16 protein-coding genes are annotated in these 17,647 nt (G+C 62.4%); 12 read left to right on the top strand and 4 right to left on the bottom strand.

Annotated features, from left to right (window positions below):
- Positions 1-9: 9 nt before the first annotated feature.
- The 7 genes from C7378_RS11030 (at position 10) to purD (ending at position 8,618) form a co-directional block, all read left to right on the top strand.
- The gene (locus C7378_RS11030; RefSeq protein WP_131996309.1) at positions 10-1,002 is read left to right on the top strand and encodes an ATP-grasp domain-containing protein; all 993 of its coding nucleotides are present in this window, start codon (positions 10-12) and stop codon (positions 1,000-1,002) included.
- On the top strand, positions 1,003-2,025 hold the full coding sequence (locus tag C7378_RS11025; RefSeq protein ID WP_131996306.1) for an LLM class flavin-dependent oxidoreductase: 1,023 nt from the start codon (positions 1,003-1,005) through the stop codon (positions 2,023-2,025).
- A gap of 149 nt (positions 2,026-2,174) precedes the next feature.
- On the top strand, positions 2,175-3,350 hold the full coding sequence (locus tag C7378_RS11020; protein ID WP_131996303.1) for a hypothetical protein: 1,176 nt from the start codon (positions 2,175-2,177) through the stop codon (positions 3,348-3,350).
- 29 nt (positions 3,351-3,379) lie between these two features.
- Positions 3,380-4,588 (top strand): glycosyltransferase, encoded by a 1,209-nt coding sequence (locus C7378_RS11015; protein ID WP_243648195.1) that lies wholly within the window; start codon positions 3,380-3,382, stop codon positions 4,586-4,588.
- 73 nt (positions 4,589-4,661) lie between these two features.
- Positions 4,662-6,590: an ABC-F family ATP-binding cassette domain-containing protein gene (locus C7378_RS11010; protein WP_131996297.1), complete on the top strand. Its 1,929-nt coding sequence runs from the start codon at positions 4,662-4,664 to the stop codon at positions 6,588-6,590.
- A gap of 171 nt (positions 6,591-6,761) precedes the next feature.
- Complete coding sequence (locus C7378_RS11005) at positions 6,762-7,274, top strand: nuclear transport factor 2 family protein (protein WP_165876760.1); 513 nt, start codon at positions 6,762-6,764, stop codon at positions 7,272-7,274.
- A 69-nt stretch (positions 7,275-7,343) separates the two neighbouring features.
- Positions 7,344-8,618 (top strand): phosphoribosylamine--glycine ligase, encoded by a 1,275-nt coding sequence (purD, locus tag C7378_RS11000; RefSeq protein WP_131996291.1) that lies wholly within the window; start codon positions 7,344-7,346, stop codon positions 8,616-8,618.
- Between the two features lie 81 nt (positions 8,619-8,699).
- Here purD and C7378_RS10995 read toward each other — a convergent pair whose 3' ends face one another.
- The 3 genes from C7378_RS10995 to C7378_RS10985 all read right to left on the bottom strand — a co-directional run bounded on the left by C7378_RS10995 (position 8,700) and on the right by C7378_RS10985 (position 11,420).
- Entirely contained in the window at positions 8,700-9,857 is a 1,158-nt protein-coding gene (locus C7378_RS10995; protein ID WP_131996288.1) for a M24 family metallopeptidase, read from the bottom strand.
- 76 nt (positions 9,858-9,933) lie between these two features.
- Positions 9,934-10,809, bottom strand: coding sequence for a 16S rRNA (cytidine(1402)-2'-O)-methyltransferase (gene rsmI, locus C7378_RS10990; protein ID WP_131996285.1), 876 nt, complete (start codon positions 10,807-10,809; stop codon positions 9,934-9,936).
- A complete protein-coding gene (locus C7378_RS10985) occupies positions 10,809-11,420 on the bottom strand; it encodes a hypothetical protein (protein ID WP_131996282.1) in 612 nt (203 codons plus the stop codon). Before C7378_RS10985 ends, rsmI begins: the two co-directional genes overlap by 1 nt.
- Before the next feature lie 127 nt (positions 11,421-11,547).
- Between C7378_RS10985 and ribH the strand changes: the two genes are divergently transcribed.
- The 3 genes from ribH to C7378_RS10970 are packed head-to-tail and all read left to right on the top strand — an operon-like array spanning position 11,548 to position 14,437.
- The gene (ribH, locus tag C7378_RS10980; protein WP_131996279.1) at positions 11,548-12,414 is read left to right on the top strand and encodes a 6,7-dimethyl-8-ribityllumazine synthase; all 867 of its coding nucleotides are present in this window, start codon (positions 11,548-11,550) and stop codon (positions 12,412-12,414) included.
- Positions 12,411-12,836 carry a transcription antitermination factor NusB gene (gene nusB / locus C7378_RS17840; RefSeq protein WP_131996276.1) on the top strand — a complete coding sequence of 142 codons (426 nt, stop codon included), beginning with the start codon at positions 12,411-12,413 and terminating at the stop codon, positions 12,834-12,836. The genes ribH and nusB overlap by 4 nt, the downstream gene beginning before the upstream one ends.
- 23 nt (positions 12,837-12,859) lie before the next feature.
- On the top strand, positions 12,860-14,437 hold the full coding sequence (locus tag C7378_RS10970; RefSeq protein ID WP_131996273.1) for an acyl-CoA mutase large subunit family protein: 1,578 nt from the start codon (positions 12,860-12,862) through the stop codon (positions 14,435-14,437).
- Positions 14,438-14,460: 23 nt separating this feature from the next.
- Here C7378_RS10970 and C7378_RS10965 read toward each other — a convergent pair whose 3' ends face one another.
- The gene (locus C7378_RS10965) at positions 14,461-14,748 is read right to left on the bottom strand and encodes a Dabb family protein (protein WP_131996270.1); all 288 of its coding nucleotides are present in this window, start codon (positions 14,746-14,748) and stop codon (positions 14,461-14,463) included.
- A 57-nt stretch (positions 14,749-14,805) separates the two neighbouring features.
- Here C7378_RS10965 and mutY point away from each other — a divergent pair, with 57 nt between their 5' ends.
- The gene (gene mutY, locus C7378_RS10960; RefSeq protein WP_131996267.1) at positions 14,806-15,915 is read left to right on the top strand and encodes an A/G-specific adenine glycosylase; all 1,110 of its coding nucleotides are present in this window, start codon (positions 14,806-14,808) and stop codon (positions 15,913-15,915) included.
- A gap of 41 nt (positions 15,916-15,956) precedes the next feature.
- Complete coding sequence (locus C7378_RS10955; RefSeq protein WP_131996264.1) at positions 15,957-17,630, top strand: M28 family peptidase; 1,674 nt, start codon at positions 15,957-15,959, stop codon at positions 17,628-17,630.
- Positions 17,631-17,647 lie beyond the last annotated feature (17 nt).

Here is a 17,647-nt window from a genome sequence, read left to right as displayed (position 1 = left end):
GGAGAGCTGATGCCGAAGCCCATTGCCATCTATTACGAGCAGCCGAACTGGTTCAAACCACTCTTTGCGGAGCTGGACCGCCGCGGGACAGAGTACGTCAAACTGGACGCCATTGCTCATGCCTATGCGATCGAGGAGCATCCGGAGCGGCGATTTGCACTGGTCGTGAACCGCATGAGTCCCTCGGCGTGGAACCGTGAGCATGGCGATGCGATCTTCTACACGCTGGGCTTTCTCGACCAGCTGGAGCGGCGCGGCGTGCGTGTAATCAACGGGTTGAAGGCGTTTCGGGCGGAGCTGTCGAAGGCTTCGCAGCTTTCGCTGCTCGATGAGCTTGGCTTGCCCTATCCCAAGGCGCGGGTGATACATCGGGCCTCGCAGGCGGCAGCCGCCACGACCGGGCTGCGGTGGCCGGTGGTGGTGAAGCCGAACATTGGCGGCTCGGGCGCGGGGGTGAAGCGCTTTGACACGTTGGAGGCCCTGGAAGCGGCGGCGACAGCAGGGGAGTTGGCCTTCGGCATGGACTCGACGGCACTGGTGCAGGAGTTTATCCCGGCGCGGGATTCTCATATTGTTCGCTGCGAGGTGTTGAACGGGAAATTTCTCTACGCGATCAAGGTGCATATCACCGGGGAGACGTTTGATCTGTGCCCGGCGGACATCTGCAAGACCACGAGCGGCGTAGACCTGAATCGCGCGGCCTGCCCGGTGGATGCACCGAAGACGGGCATCAGCGTCGAGGGGTATGAACCGCCGCAGGAAGTGATTGCCGACGTGGAACGGATCATGCGCGAGTCGGGAATCGAGCTGGGCGGCATCGAGTACATCACGGATGACCGCGATGGCCAGAGGCTCTACTACGACATCAATGCGCTTTCGAACTTTGTTGCGGACGGGCCGCGGGTGGTGGGCTTTGACCCGTTTGCCCGGCTGGTGGACTGGCTGGAAGCGGAAGCAGCCGCAGCCAATGAGCCTGCGCTCGCCACGACGGAGGCTCGATAGATGCGCTACGGTTTCTGGCTGCCGGTCTTTGGCGGGTGGCTCCGCAATGTGGAAGACGAAGGCATGCCGCCGACGTGGGAGTACGTGAGCCAGCTGGCGCAGCGGGCCGAGGAGATCGGCTACGATCTGACGCTGATCGCCGAGCTGAACCTGAACGACATCAAGGGCGTTGAGGCTCCCTCGCTCGACGCCTGGTCGACCACGGCGGCGCTGGCAGCGGTAACGAAGAAGCTGGAACTGATGGTCGCGGTGCGGCCTACGTTTCACAATCCGGCGCTGCTGGCGAAGCAGGCGGCGAATATCGACCATATTTCCGGCGGGAGGCTGACGCTGAATGTCGTCTCCAGCTGGTGGGCGGATGAGGCGACGAAGTACGGCATCCAGTTTGACCAGCACGATGACCGCTATGCACGCACCGCAGAGTGGCTGGATGTGGTGAATGGATGCTGGAGCCAGCAGGGTTTCAGCTACCAGGGCAAGTACTACCGCGTGGACGAAAACGTGCTCTCGCCGAAACCGCTGAGCAGGCCGCGGCCCACGCTCTACGCGGGGGGCGAGTCAGAGACGGCCAAAAGCCTGATTGCGTCGAAATGCGACGCCTATCTGATGCACGGCGACGATCCCGCAACGGTGGGCCGCAAGATCGCCGACCTGAAGCAGCGGCGCGAGGCGCTCGGGCTGCCGCCGATGACCTTTGGCGTGGCAGGCTACGCGATCGTCCGGGACTCGGCCGAGGAGGCGCACAAGGAAGTGCTGCGGATCACGGACGTGCAGCAGTCGGCGCGCGGCTACGCTAACTACCAGCAGTGGATCACCGGTTCAAAGCTGGAGCAGAAAATCTCGCTCGAGGATTATTCCGTCTCAAACCGCGGGCTGCGCAGCGGCCTGGTGGGCACGCCGGAGCAGGTGAAGACGCGGCTGGAAGAGTTTGCGGCAGTGGGTGTCGACCTGGTGCTGCTGCAGAGCAGTCCCCAGAGGGAAGAGATGGAGCGGTTTGCGGCGCAGGTGATTCCCTCGGCATGATCGCTGCCGAGGGCAGGCCGCCCGGATGGCACGGACGGCTGTATCCTCTTTCGATTCTTCCGGTTGAAATTGAAGTTCTCTTCTTCTCTCCGTAACTTCCCGTTCATAGGACGAGACGACAATCAGTGTGAGGCGCGAGGAGGATAGCCATGGCAGACGTGCAGGCTGGACTGCGGCGAATCTCATACCAGTGGAAAGCCCCGGAAGCATCCATTCCCTACACGACGGGCGTTTCCCTTCACAGCCATACAAACCAATCCAGAGAAACCCTGGACTTTCTGGCCAAGCTGGGCAGCGAATATCGACTGCTGCGGCCGGTAATGGCCGCGGTGGAGCGGCGGTCGCGGGAGCGGCACCAGATCCCCGTGAATTACGAGACGAGCTACTGGACGCCGCCGCTGACTCCCCGTCTGGCCTTCGATCTGGAGAGCATCCAGATTGTGAAGCTCGGGTTGATGCCGCTGGTTTCCCTGACCGATCACGACAATATTCAGGCTCCCATGCTGCTGCGCACGGTCGCCGCGGCCCGGCACATCCCGGTGTCGGTGGAGTGGAGCGTGCCGTTTGGCGACGACCAGTCGTTTCATCTCGGCATTCACAACCTGCCCAGCGAGACCGGCGCGGCGTGGATGAAAGTCTTCGAGGAGTTCACGGCGCAGCCCAGCGAGGCGCGGCTTACGGAGATACTGGCGGCGCTCGACGCGCTGCCGAATGTGCTGATCGTCTTCAACCATCCGATGTGGGACCTCTATATGATCGGCGAGGCGAAGCACAAGCAGAGGCTGGATGCCTTCATGGCCCGCAATGGACGCTTTATGCACGCGCTGGAGCTGAACGGGCTGCGCGGCTGGGAAGAAAACCGCGCGGTGAAGCGGATGGCACAGCGGATGGACATGCTGCTGATCTCAGGCGGTGACCGGCATGGCCTGGAGCCGAATGCGAATATAAACCTGTCGAACGCGACGAGCTTCACGGACTTTGTGCATGAGGTGCGCTACGAAGGCCGCAGCCATGTGCTCTTCATGCCGCAGTATGCGGAGCCATGGAAGCATCGCCTGCTGGCCTCAACCCTCGACTCCATCCGCGACTATGCCGACTTCCCGCAGGGATCGCAGCGGTGGGATGAGCGAGTCTTCCATCCGGACGCGGACGGCAACATGCGTCCGGCGAGCGAGCTATGGCCCAAGGGCAAAGCGCCCGTCTACCTGCAGGCGGTCATCGAGGCTGTCCGGCTGCTCGGCGCCAAGCCGCTCAACCGCAGCCTGCGGATGGCGTGGAGCGAGTCGCATGAACTCAGCTTCGCCCTCGGCGAAGAGACAGCCTGAACTCCGCCGTGGAGACTCGGCCTCTCCGGGTGGCATATCTCCCGGATTCTTTTCATGAAATAAATGGCGTGGCCCACACCAGCCGCCAGTTTGAGGCGTTTGCGCGGCGGCGCGGGCTGCCTTTCCTGTGTGTGCGCGCAGGGACGCGGGAACTGCACCACGCGCAGGATAACGGGGTAGAAACGCTGGAGATCGAGCGCGGGCGGCTTTCGATTGCGCTTGAGAAAGACCTGCGCTTCGATGCCGGATTCGCTCGTCATTTGCCGCAGATGGCGCGTACGCTCAAGGCCTTCCGTCCTGATGTCATCCATGTGACAGGGCCAAGCGAACTGGGCTTACTGGGCCTGGCGCTGGCGAAGTGGCTGCGCGTGCCGCTGGCCGCCTCATGGCACACAAACCTGCACGAGTACGCGGCGCGGCGCTCGACGAAGCTGATGGACAATGAACGGCTGGCGAAGCTGATCGAGGCCGGTTCCCTGGGAGTGCTCACCAGCTTCTACAGCTTTGCGCAGACACTCTTTGCCCCGAATGCGCAGATCTGCGCGATGCTGGCGGAGCGGACCGGACGACCCTGCCGCCTGATGGCGCGAGGCGTGGATGCAGATTTCTTTTCGCCAACCCACCGCCAGCGGCCGAAGGATGACGGAGAGTTTGTGCTGGGCTACGTCGGCCGATTTTCGCGTGAGAAGAATGTCTTCCTGCTGGGGCGGATGGACGCCGAGCTGAAGGCACGCGGCTTTAACAATGTGCGCTTTCTGCTGGTGGGCCAGGGTGGCCAGGAGGCGTGGCTTCGCGAGCACCTGCCACAAGCCCGGTTCACGGGAGTGCTGCGCGGAAGGGCTCTGGCCGAGGCCTTTGCCTCGATGGATGCCTTTGTCTTCCCCTCGCATACCGACACCTTTGGAAACGTCGTGCTGGAGGCGTTGGCCTCAGGAGTGCCGGCGATCGTGACCGCCGATGGCGGTCCGTGCACGATCGTACGCGACGGGATCACGGGGATCGTGACCAATGACAATGGCTTTGGGGCAGCGGTGGCGAGACTGATGACCGCTCCTGAACTGCACGCGCAGATGCGGCTGGCGGCGCGGGAGGATGCGCTGGGAGCATCCTGGGACGCTGTCTTCGACAATGTTTATGCCGGGTACAGCGCAATGCTGGCCACACCGGCGCGGCGGGCGAAGCAGCGGCGCGCGGCTGCCGGAAAGCAGCGAGTGCCTGCGGTCCGGAGCAAAGGCTGAAGTCCGCCCTGAAGAAGCGCGGGGCAACAAAAGGATGGCACGCGATTGACGGCTCTCTCGATACACTGGAAGCATGATGCAACTCACGGACGCCGGCAAGCGCTTTGGCGCCAAACTGCTCTTTGAGCAGGCCAGCTGGCTCATTACAGCCCAGGAGCGCACCGCACTGGTGGGCGCGAACGGCACGGGCAAGTCTACGCTGCTGAAGGTACTGGCCGGGCAGGACTCGCTCGACTACGGCAAGCTGGAACGGACGCGGGGGATGTCTGTCGGCTACTTACCGCAGGACGGGCTGGCGCTGGCCGGACGCACTCTCTTTGAAGAGTGCCTGTCAGTCTTCGACGAACTGCGGAGCATGGAGCGCGAGCTGGAGACTCTGTCGGTTTCACTGGCGGAACTCGACCACGAAAGCCCCGAGTATGCTGCTGCCGCTGACCGCTTTTCGCACATCGACAGCCGCTTTCGGGCGCACGATGGCTATGCGCTCGACTCCCGCGTGGGCGCGGTGCTGGATGGGCTTGGCTTCTCAAAAGAGGACTGGCAGCGACAGTGCGAGGAGTTCTCCGGCGGCTGGCAGATGCGTATCGCGCTGGCGAAGCTGCTGCTGGAGCAGCCGGAGCTGCTGCTGCTGGACGAGCCGACGAACCATCTCGATCTGGAAGCACGGAACTGGCTGGAGCAATATCTTCGCACCTATCCGAAGGGCTTCATTCTCATCTCGCACGACCGCTACTTTCTGGATGCGACGGTCAGCAAGGTGGTAGAGATCTGGAACAAAGGGCTGCACTTCTACGCGGGCAACTATGAGAAGTACCTGCGGCAGAAGGACGAGCGCCGGGCCCAACTGGAGGCGGCGTATCGGAACCAGCGCCTCCAGATCGAACACCTGGAGGCGTTCATCAACCGCTTCCGCGCCCAGGCGACCAAGGCGAAGCAGGTGCAGAGCCGCATCAAGGAGCTCGAAAAGATCGTCCGCATCGAGATTCCTCCGGAGGAGCAGGCGATTCACTTCAGCTTTCCGCAGCCGCCGCCCTCGGGCCGCACTGTGATTGAAGCAACGGCGGTGGGCAAGAACTACGGCGAGAAGCGAGTTCTCGAGAATGTCTCCTTTACCGTGGAGCGCGGGGACCGCGTGGCCCTGGTAGGCGCGAACGGCGCGGGCAAATCGACGCTGATCAGGATGCTGGCGGGCGACGAGCCGGTGACCTCGGGTACGCTGCGGCTGGGGCATAACGCGGTTGCAGAATACTTTGCGCAGGATCAATACAAGGTGCTGGACCCGGCGGCGCGGATGCTGGACGACATCAGCCGCATCGCGCCGCGGGTGTCGGACACTGACCTGCGGAGCCTGCTCGGCTGCTTCCTGTTCTCAGGCGACGATGTCTACAAGCCGCTCGGTGTACTCTCCGGCGGGGAACGCAACCGGTATGCGCTGGCCCGGATTCTGGTGAGCCCGGCAAACTTTCTGCTGCTGGATGAGCCGACCAACCACCTGGATCTGCGCGCCAAGGATGTGCTGCTGGAGGCGATTGCCTCTTTTACCGGGACGGTGATCTTTGTCTCGCACGACCGCTACTTTATTGACCGGCTGGCGACGCGGGTCTTTGAGGTGGAGGGCGGCCATGTTCACGTTTATCCAGGCAATTATGAGGACTACCTCTATCGCAAGCAGGGCTTAACCCCGGCCGCTCAGGCGGCGCCGGCGGCGGCTCAGCAGGTGGAGAGCGCCCCCGTGGTGCAGCAGGAGAAAGAGCGCACGAAGCGGGTGAATCCCATACGGCTGAGGCAGATGCAGGAGCGGCTGGCGTTTGTGGAAGAAGAGTTGCCGCGGGTTGAGGCGGCAATTGCCGCCGCGGAAGAGTCGCTGGGCATCTTCATCAGTGCGGAGGAGTCGCAGCGGGTGGCAACGGAGCTCGACTCACTGCGAGAGCAGCAGGCGACGCTCACGGCAGAGTGGGAAGAGCTGATGATGCAGGTTGAGGAGCAGACGGCGATCGGGTAGATCATGACGGCAGAGACGATTTGCGCTGCACTCCCGACCACACGCCGCACTACTTGCGTGAGTGGATGGCCCCGTCTAAGGTGGGGTACAGGAGGTTCGAGGAAAGAATTCGCCAGTCGCCTCTTTCTCTTTGACTCGCGATTCCCGCCCGGACTACCATCCGGTACGCACATGCAGAGACCAGCCTCTTTCCGGAAGCCGCTCAAGGCCACAGGCGCATGCCTACTGCTGCTGCTTTTTGGCATGTGTGCCCTTTCCATGCCTGCGCACGCGGCGATGCCTCACCGGGAAAACCGGGCGCAGAAAGAGGTTGAGGCGCTTGAGGCGCAATGGCGCACGGCCCAGATTACGAATGATGTGAAGACGATGGACCGCCTGCTGGCTGACGACTACATCGGCATCAGCGCCAACGGCACCATCGAAACCAAGGCAGAGATCCTGGCGCAGCACCGCTCGGGCACACTCGAGATCAAACAACTGGACTTCACGGATACCAAAGTGCGGGTGTATGGCGATACGGCTGTCGTGACGTCGCGGGCGGAGCTGACCGGAACGAATGGCGAGAGTGATGTCAGCGGCGAGTACCGCTACACACGGGTCTACAACCGCCGTTTCGGCCAGTGGAAGATTGTCAGCTTCGAGGCCAGCCATGTGCACGACGCCTCATCCCGCTCGAAGCACTAAGCCTGCCCCCTTGGCGGCGAATCCCTGCTCCTGTAGCCTCACTTCAGAACAAGGAGATATCGACCACAAATGAAAGTTCTCGTGATTGGTTCCGGCGGCCGCGAACATGCCTTGGCATGGAGTATCGCCAAATCCCCCCGTGTATCTGAAGTTGTCTGCGCGCCCGGCAATGGCGGCATTGCGAGCGTAGCGCGCTGCGTGAATGTGAACCAGAAAGATCTGGGCGACCTGCTGCGGGTGGTTGCAGCCGAATCGCCGGACCTGACCGTGGTGGGGCCGGAGCTGCCGCTGTCGCTGGGACTGGTGGACGAGCTTCGCCGGCGCAGCCTGGCCGTCTTTGGACCGACGCGCGCTGCAGCGATGCTGGAGACGAGCAAATCGTTCGCCAAGCGATTCATGCAGCGGCACAATATCCCCACCGCAGCCTACGCCGTGTGTTCGTCGCACCAGGAGGCGCTTGACTCGCTCGACCTCTTTCACCTGCCGGTGGTCATCAAGGCCGATGGCCTGGCAGCAGGCAAGGGCGTGCTGATCTGCAATGCGAAAAAAGAGGCAGAGGAGGCGATCGAGGGTCTCTTCAACGGGAAGCTGCTGGGCAGCATCGAGGAGAGCATCGTCATCGAGGAGTTTCTGGAAGGCGAGGAGATCTCCTTCCTGCTGCTGAGCGACGGAAAGCATGCGGCCGCGCTGGTTCCGGCGCAGGACCACAAGCGGATCGGCGAAGGAGACACGGGACTCAATACGGGCGGCATGGGCGTCTACTCGACCGATGAGATGGTGGACGACCAGATGCGTGACTGGATCCTGCACCATATTGCCCAGCCTACGATCGACGGCATGGCAGCGGAAGAGACGCCCTTCACCGGGGTACTCTATTGCGGGCTGATGATGACGGCGCGCGGGCCGATGGTGCTCGAATACAACGCGCGCTTTGGCGATCCGGAGACACAGGCGATCCTGATGCGGCTGGAGAGCGACCTGGTGGAGGCGCTGGAGGCATGCGTGGAAGGCCGGCTCAGCGACACCGAGTTCCGCTGGCGCAAGGGAGCATCGGCCTGCGTGGTGGCGAGCAGCGAAGGCTACCCCGGCAGCTACACCAACGGACGGGTGATCACTGGACTCGAAGAGGCAGCGAGGGTGCCGGGCGTTCAGATATTCCACGCCGGCACGTCACTGGTTGGAGGAGAGCTCCTGACCAGTGGCGGCAGAGTGCTGGGGGTGACGGCGGCTGCAGCCGACCTGAGGACAGCGCTCGACCTGGCGTATGAAGCAATGAAGAAAGTCCACTTCGAGGGAATGTACTACCGGCGGGATATCGGCTATCGCGCGCTCAAGAAGAAGTGATGCAATCACACGGGGCTGGGCGGCCGAAGTCGCGGGACGCCCTTGCCCCAGCTCTCCGAGAGCACGCTGCATACCTGCCCGTCAGAAATCCGTCAGCAGCTCCGCGCCTCTGGCGGTGATCGCGACCATGTCGCAGTGACGCATTCCATACCTGCCCTTGAAATAGATAGCGGGCTCAAGGTTGAAGGTCATTCCCTCTTCGAGCACGTCGTCTGAGCAGGGATGAATGCGAGGGCGGCCATCCGGATTGGCGGCGGCATATCCCACTCCATGACCCGCCCCATGGGTGAAGTTTGGTCCGTAACCAGCACGCTCAAGGACCTGCCTGGCAGCGCGATCAACCTCCCTGCCGGTGGCGCCAGGCCGGATGGCGGCAAGGGCTGCATCGCGAGCACGCGCAATTGCGTCACGCATCTTTTGATACTCCGGACGAATCGCTCCGGCCACGAAGGTCCGCGTGATATCCGTCCACCATCCGTCATAGGAGCAGTTGCAATGGACCATGACCAGGTCCCCGCTATCGATCAGTCTGTGGCGGGTGCGTGCGTAGGCGGAATCGGCCTGCCCGGAATTTGGTCCAGACATGCAGAAGAAGAAGGACTCAACCCTGTCGAAGGGTTGCCCTTTGCAGGAGCGGCTGTGCTCCAGCTCAAAGAGCGATGCGACGATGCGCTCCGTATAGCCTGGTTCAATCGCCTTCACTCCATTGAGAAAGGCGTGTTTCGCGACCTCACAACCGCGACGTAACCGGGCGAGAGTGCGTTCGGTCTTGCGGGCTTTCAGCTCTTCGAGCATCCGATCCGCGCTCTGCAGTTTCACCTCGGGGAACACCTTCTCAATGCACTGTGCCAGAGCGGAATTGTAGAGGTTCATTGTGAGGTAGGACGCGGGCTGCAGAAACTGCTCAGACTCATGGCCGATGCGGGCGTGCTCGAGCCCGAGAGCGCGCAGTCGAGCGATGAGCGGCTCGGTGACTGCATGAACAGGATTGACGAGCCGGTCAAGAGCAGCGGGCTCAAAGGCGTGGAGCGGAATGCTGGTGTAGGCCCGTGCGTTCTCGACTTCGTCGGCGGGGACGATCAACTCCACTTCCTTTGCTGTGAAGATGGCGATGCTGTTTGCCATGATCGGCCAGTAGCCTGTGAGCATCAGCACATGCATAGGCAGAGCGCACACAAGTGCGTCGAGGCCCTTGCCGGCCATGGCTGATCGGATTAACTCCTGAGAGACCTCGCTCATCGTGACTCGTCGCGCCCGGAACTAGTGGGTGAGAGGGCGTCTGGGTGTAAATCGATGTCTGCCGGGGAGGGAATTTTCAGCGGGGGCGGGAGCGCTGGAGTTCGCGGTAGGCCTCGCTCTTGGAGATGCCGCGCTCGCGGGCAATGCGCTTGAGGGCCTCCATCTCGGTGAGGCTCTCGGCCTGCATCAGTTCAGCGAGGCGGGCAGGCAAAGGCTTCGCAGTCGCGCTGGCGGCGCTTCGTGGCGCGGCTGCGACGAGCAGGACGATTTCGCCGCGGATCCGATCCTTTTCTTTGAGGAAGGCGGCGACTTCGGCAGCGGTTCCACGCGCAAACTCCTCGTGCAGCTTGGTAAGCTCACGCGCGACGACGACGCGCGCAGCACAGCCCCAGACAGATTCCACATCGGCCAGGGTTTCAAGAATGCGATGAGGGGCCTCATAGAAAACCAGCGTGGCCGCGCCGGTGAGGCTGGCTGCCAGCTGCTCCAGTGCGTCGCGTCTGGCGCCTGATTTGGGCGGCAGGAAGCCTGCATAGAAGAAGCGCTCCGTGTCCAGACCGGAGGCGATGAGCGCGGAGATGGCGGCGTTCGCGCCGGGAACGGGAAAGACGGGAATACCGGCGGCGATGGCCGCGCGCGCAAGATACATGCCAGGGTCGGAGATGCCGGGAGTGCCCGCGTCGGAGACGACGGCGATGCGGGCGCCACCCTGCATGGCGGCGATGAGCTCGGTGGCCCGCTCCCGCTCATTGTGCTCGTGGCAGCTGACGGTCGGAGTGCTGATGTCGTAGTGATTCAGCAGCTTCTGCGTCTGGCGGGTGTCTTCGCAGGCAATCCGGTCAGCTTCGCGAAGGACGCGAAGGGCGCGGAGGGTGATGTCTTCAAGATTGCCGATGGGAGTCGAGACAAGGTAAAGCCCGGGTGCAAGCTTAGCTTGTCTCTCGTCACTCATCAGAACTTGAGGTAAAAGCCTATGGTGGGCTCTGAAGTCATTCGGAAGCTGCCGGTGTTGAGGCTGGCTTCGCCGAAGTCAGGCGCTTTGTAGAAAAGGGCGCGGTACTGGGCGCGGACGCCGAAGTTGGAACGCAGGATGGGGTGGTTGACGCCAGCGCCAAAGGTGACCGCGGGACGAGCCTGCCACGGGGCCTGCTGGCCGCCGTTGAGCGTGGGAGAAAAGATGAGGACGCTTACTCCGCCGGTGGCGAAGGGATGAAGCCCCGCGAACGACGATGGCGCCTGGACGAGGTACGCGCCGCCAATCTCGTGGAGGTTGTGCTGGAAGGAGTAGACGTGGGTGGAGTAGTACTCAGAGAAGCGGGTGTAGCCATAATTGGCCTCATAGCCAAGCCACCAGTGATAGGTGTGGCGGAAGGCGCCCTGGACGCCCAGCGAATCTCCGGAATGCAGGCTGATGCCATTGCCATTGACGCTGTTAGAGAACTGACCGAAGAAACTCAGTGCGGCATCATCATTGTGCAGCGCCTTCTGTGCGCGCACTGGGACTGCAGCGAAGCTGAGCACCAGGCCAGCCAACGCCAAAACCAACAGCTTCGATTGCTTCACGACTTACTCCTCAGAAAGTTCAAAAAAAATGCGTAAACCCCATATTAACGAAGTGTGTCCTTGTTGGACGAATGAAGGAGGATTAGGGCGCTTTCGCCGGGTATCGCCGCGCTGATAAAGTCAAAGCATGATCAAAGGCATTACGCTGGTGCGGGCGGCGAGCACTCCGGCCGTTTACGACAAGGTTGCGGACTTTTTTTCCGCGCTGGGCTTTGAGCCAGGCAAGAGCTGGGACGACGAGTACAGCCGCGGGCGGGGTTTTCTCGCGCCGCTGGGCAATATCGAGTTCATCGATGGCATGATGCCGGCCGAGGCGGAGATCTTCATCGAGGTCACGACCCTGGACGCCGTGCGGGAAGTCGCTGCCGCGTGGCTCAAGAAGACCTGGGGCGAAGATGCCCTGGCCGGACGGATTTCAGACACTGCCGAGACCAACTGGAAGAGCCGCCTGTTTACGGTGGAGCCGGTGCCGGGCGTACGCTTTGCCTTCTGGGAGTGGACCGACGTGCTGCAGGGCAAGCCGGTGGCGCTGGAGGGCGACCTGTCCGCAGCCGGGATGCGCTTTGCCATCGTGACGGCGCGCTGGAATGCGGTGATTACGGACCGGCTGCTGCAGGGATCGCTCGACTGCCTTTTCCGCAGCGGGGCGCGCAAGGAAGATGTGGAAGTGCTGCGAGTGCCGGGCGCGTGGGAAATTCCCTCGGCGGCACGGAAACTGGCCGAACAGAAGCGGTTCGACGCGATCATTACGCTCGGCTGCCTGCTGCGTGGGGAAACGGCGCACTATGAGGCGATCTACAACGAGGTTTCCCGGGGGATCGGGCAGTCGCAGCAGGAGACAGGGATTCCGCATGCTTTTGGCGTTTTGACCTGCGACACGCTGGAGCAGGCGCTCGATCGCGCCGGGGTGAAGGCTGGAAACAAAGGTTTTGAGGCGGCATCGGCAGCCATCGAGATGGTTTCGCTGCACCGCAAGATAGAGACACGCGCATGAGCACAACGACAGGCAAGCGGCGCAAATCACGCGAACTCGCCATGCAGATGCTCTTCCAGGGAGACGTGGGCAAGCAGACGCCGGACCAGGTGCGCAGCTCCTTCTGGGAAGCACGCGATGATGCGGATGCCGATACGCGCGGCTTCGCCGAGGATATTTACCGGGTGGCGGTCGCGCGGGAAGAAGAGATCGATGCGCTGATCGAGAAGCACTCCGCAAACTGGAAGCTGAGCCGAATGGCGGCAGTGGACCGCAATGTGTTGCGGATGGCGATTGCGGAAATGCTGGGCTTCAAGGGCACGCCTGCGCCGATCATCATCAACGAGGCGCTGGAGGTGGCGCGGCGCTACTCGGCGCCGGAGTCGATCAACTTTCTCAACGGCGTGCTCGATGCGATTGCGCGGACGCGCTTCCAGGACTGAATGCGCTAAACTCGGGGGTCGCAATGAAGAAGCCCGCTGATCCCCGCAAGCTTTTCTATACCCGTGCCGATCTCGAGGCCGATGGCTTCGACCCGCTGCGCGATCTTGGCTTTCCGGGCGAGTTTCCTTACACGCGCGGCATCCAGCCGACCATGTACCGCGGGCGCCTGTGGACGATGCGCCAGTATGCGGGCATGGGAGATGCCGAGGAGAGCAACCGCCGCTACAAGTTCCTGCTGGCGAATGGAACGGCCGGGCTCTCGGTCGCCTTTGACCTGCCTACGCAGATCGGCTACGACTCCGACGATCCGATGTCTCTGGGCGAGGTTGGCAAGGTGGGGGTAGCCATCGATTCGCTGGAAGACATGGAGCGGCTCTTCGACGGAATCCGGCTGGACACGATTTCGACTTCGATGACCATCAACGCGACGGCGAGCATCCTGCTGGCACTCTATGTCGCGGTGGCGAAACGCACGGGAGCAGAGGTGCGGAAGCTCTCCGGCACCGTGCAGAACGACATCCTCAAGGAGTACATCGCGCGGGGAACCTACATTTACCCGATCCGCGATGCGATGCGGATCGTCACCGATATGTTTGGGTGGGCGAATGCCGAGGCGCCGGAGTGGAACACGATTTCGATCTCCGGCTACCACATGCGCGAGGCAGGCTCGACGGCTGCGCAGGAGGTCGCCTTTACCCTGGCCGACGGCATGGCCTATGTGCAGGCGGCACTCGATGCAGGCCTGGAAGTAGACCGCTTTGCGCCGCGGCTCTCCTTCTTCTTCAACGCTCACAACGATTTTTTTGAAGAGGTTGCGAAGTTTCGCTGCGCTCGGCGGGTGTGGGCGCACATCATGCGCGAGCGCTTCGGCGCGACGAATCCGCGCTCGCTGATGCTGCGTTTTCATACGCAGACGGCGGGTTCCACACTGACCGCGCAGCAACCGGAAAACAACATTGTGCGTACGGCGGTGCAGGCCCTGGCCGCAGTGATGGGCGGCACGCAGTCGCTGCACACCAATGGCTACGATGAAGCGCTCGCGCTGCCGACAGAAGAGGCGGCGCGGATCGCCCTGCGCACGCAGCAGATCATCGCCATGGAGTCGGGCGTGGCGCAGACGGTTGATCCCTTCGCGGGCTCCTACTATGTTGAATCGCTGACCAATGGCATCGAGCGGGAGGTGCGCGGCTACCTGGAGCGCATCGATGCAATGGGCGGGATGCGGCGGGCGATCGAGAAGGGCTGGGTGCAGCAGGAGATTCAGAGCGCAGCCTATGAATATCAGCAGGCGGTGGACTCGGGCGAAGCCGTAGTGGTGGGAGTGAACCGGTTCAGCCGCGAAAATGAGCCGGGGATCCCGATCCAGCGCATCGACGAACAACTGGAGCGCAGGCAGGTGGAGCGCCTCCGTGCGCTGCGGGCACGGCGTGACGCCACGCGATGGGCCGAGGCGGTTTCGCGGGTGAAGGAGCATGCCCGGTCCGGCGCAAACCTGATGCCGGCGATCCTCGAAGCGGTGGAAAGCTACGCGACCGTAGGAGAAATCGCCGGGGCGATGCGAGAGGTTTTTGGGGAGTACCGGGAATCGGTGGTGATCTAAGAGCGGTCGCGCAGACTCTCGGGTTATGCCTCGAAATCAACCTCCAAGGGCTCGATGAGGGGCATGAGCCAGCTCACCAGCTCCTGATGAACCGGGTGTGGTCCGTAGGCTTCGAGCGCTTCTTTGCTCTCGAACTTCATGACTCCGCCGAGTTCATAGCCCTGCCCCCGGGGCGAAATGTTGATGCCAACATGGGTCTCGAGCAGCCCCGGGATTCTTCCCTGAAGCGCCTGGATTTCAGCCATGACGCGATCTTTCTGCGCAGCGGTTACTTCGGGTTTCCAGCGAAATGCGAATACGTGGATGTACATTAGCTCTCCGGATGAAAAGTTCCAGCATCAAGTGTAGTGCGGTTTAGAATCGCCTTAATGAGCACGGGCAAACTGAGCGCACAACAGGTTCGCGACCTTCGCGAGGCCCTGATGGTGTGGTACGACCGCAACCGGCGCGATCTGCCGTGGAGGCGCACCGGCGACCCCTATGCAATCTGGGTCTCTGAAATTATGCTGCAGCAGACGCGCGTGGCCGCCGTGCTCGAACACTATCGCAGCTTCATGGCCCGCTTTCCGACACTGGACACGCTGGCAGCCACCAGCGAGGATGAGGTGCTGGCGCACTGGAGCGGGCTGGGCTACTACCGGCGCGCGCGGCTGCTGCGGAAGGCTGCACAGTTTGTGGTGGCGGAGTGTGGCGGCAAGCTGCCCGGCACAGCAGAGAAGCTGCGCAGCCTGCCCGGCATTGGAGATTACACGGCTGCCGCGATTGCCAGCATCGGCTTCGGAGAGCCTGTCGCCGTGGTGGACGGGAATGTACTGCGCGTGATGACCCGTCTGCAGGGATTGGAAGGCGGCCCGAAGGCAGCTGCCTCGCAGGTGCCCGCCCTGGCACAGCGACTGCTTGACCGCAAACGTCCCGGAGACTTTAACCAGGCCATGATGGAGCTGGGAGCCTTGATCTGCCTGCCGTCGCAGCCGCAATGCACCCACTGCCCGGTCCATGAGTTTTGCCATACCCGCGGCGAACACGAGGTTGCTCCGGCAAAACAGATGCTCAGCCGCAGAATCACGTATGCCGTCGTTAAGAGAAAAGGCCGGCTGCGGCACGGGCTGAGGCGCACAGAGCTGCTGCTGGAGCGCCGTCCTGAGGACGCGTCCTTGATGGCGGGGATGTGGGAGCTGCCGCAGATCCCTGAGCATCCGGAAGGTGCAGGCGGCAAGCTGCCACTGCTGAGCCTGCGCCATGCGATCACCAACACGAATTACTACGCGAACTTCTTCGAGACGCAGGCCACGGAACTGACCGGCGAGGGAGGGTCCGGCACGGAACGCCGCTGGGTGACGCAGAATGAGCTTCCGGATATGCCGCTGACCGGGTTGGCGCGCAAGGCGCTGAAACGGCTCAAGCTATGGCCGGGCTACTCGGGCAGATCGGTACCGGTTCTACTTCCCGGCGAAGGACTGGACCAAATCGTGATATAGAAATCAGACAGAACTTTGCCACAAGGAAAGTACTCAAACCCATGAAGAGAACGCCGCTCGCACTTGCCTTTGCAGTCGTTGCCGCATCCACGGCATTCACCCAGGTACCCGCGATCAGCGGCGTGCCCAAGGCCGCAGTCGCCGCGGCGGACAGCATCGATGGCGAAAAGATTCGGGCGCATGTGCGGTTTCTGGCCAACGACCTGCTTGAAGGCCGCGGCCCGGGACTGCGCGGGGCAGAGATTGCCGCACAGTACATCGCTACCCAGTTTGCCCTGGATGGGCTAAAGCCGGCCGGCGAAAACGGCACCTACTTCCAGCATGTGCCGCTCTATGCGGTGCATACGGTCGAGGACCAGACGAATTTTACGTTGTCGCCGGCAAGCGGACCGTCTATTCCGCTGACCTACGGAACGGACTACGTGACGAAAGATGAGACAGGCGGCACGTCTGCCACGATCGATGCGCCGATCGTCTTCGTCGGATACGGCATCGATGCGCCTGAGTATAAGTGGAACGACTATGCGGGCGTGGATGTGAAGGGCAAAGTGCTGCTGGTGATCGTGAACGAGCCACCGTCGACCGACGAGAGGTTTTTCAAAGGGGCAGCGATGACCTATTACGGCCGCTGGACCTACAAGTATGAAGAGGCGTCGCGGCTGGGCGCAGTGGGTGTGCTGATCATTCACCGCAACGACTTGGCCAGCTATCCGTGGGCGGTGGTCGAGAACTCACAGGCCATTGAAAAGTCTTACCTGCAGGACGACCCGACGGCGACGCTGAAGGCGGCCAGCTGGATCCAGTATGACGTGGCGCGCAAGTTGTTCGCTGCCGCGGGCCAGGGCGATATCGACAAGCTGATCGAGGCTGCGGGCAAGCCCGGTTTTCGCCCGGTGGAGCTGCCGGTACGCCTCAAGGCGACGGTGGTCAGCAAGGTGCGCCACTATCAGTCTGACAACGTCGTTGCGAAGCTGCCGGGCGCGGATGCAACGCCTGGGCATGCGGTGATGTACTCCGCGCACTACGACCATCTCGGCATCGATCCCACCCTCAAGGGGGACAACATCTACAACGGCGCAGCGGACAATGCCACCGGCTGCGGCATCCTGCTGGAGATGGCGCGCGCCTATGCGCAGGCCTCGATCAAGCCGCCGCACGATGTCTACTTCGCATCAGTGACCGCCGAGGAGCAGGGGCTGCTCGGATCGCAATATCTTGGCGAGCATCCTCCTGTGCCTGCATCGCAGATCGCGCTCGACCTGAACTACGACATGCTGAACCCGATCGGCGTACCGACTGCGGTTGAAGTTGCGGGTGCGGAGCGCACCAGCTTCTATCCCGAGGTCGAGAAGACGGCCAAGGACTTTAACCTGACGATCCAGCCGGACCAGTTCCCCAGCGCAGGGCACTACTATCGCTCGGACCATTTCAGTTTTGCGCGTGTAGGCATTCCTTCTTTCTCCATTGGCCAGGGAACCTTGTTTGAGGGACACACTCCGGAATGGGGAACCGAACAACAGAAGGACTTCAACGCGCACCACTACCACCAGCCATCGGACGAATACCACCCCTCGATGGATTTCCGCGGGGATGCAAAGATGGCGCAGTTCGGCTTTCTCCTCGGATGGGAGGCCTCTGCCATGCCGCACTCGGTCGAGTGGAAGAGTGGCGATGAGTTCGAGGCCGCACGCCAGAAGAGCGAGAGCGGCAGGTAGCTGCGGGGCAGGGGAAA

The sequence above is a fragment of the Acidipila rosea genome (assembly GCF_004339725.1).
Taxonomy (GTDB): domain Bacteria; phylum Acidobacteriota; class Terriglobia; order Terriglobales; family Acidobacteriaceae; genus Acidipila; species Acidipila rosea.
The sequence above is the reverse complement of the archived record's forward strand: the minus strand, read 5'-3'. Positions and strand labels throughout refer to the sequence as shown.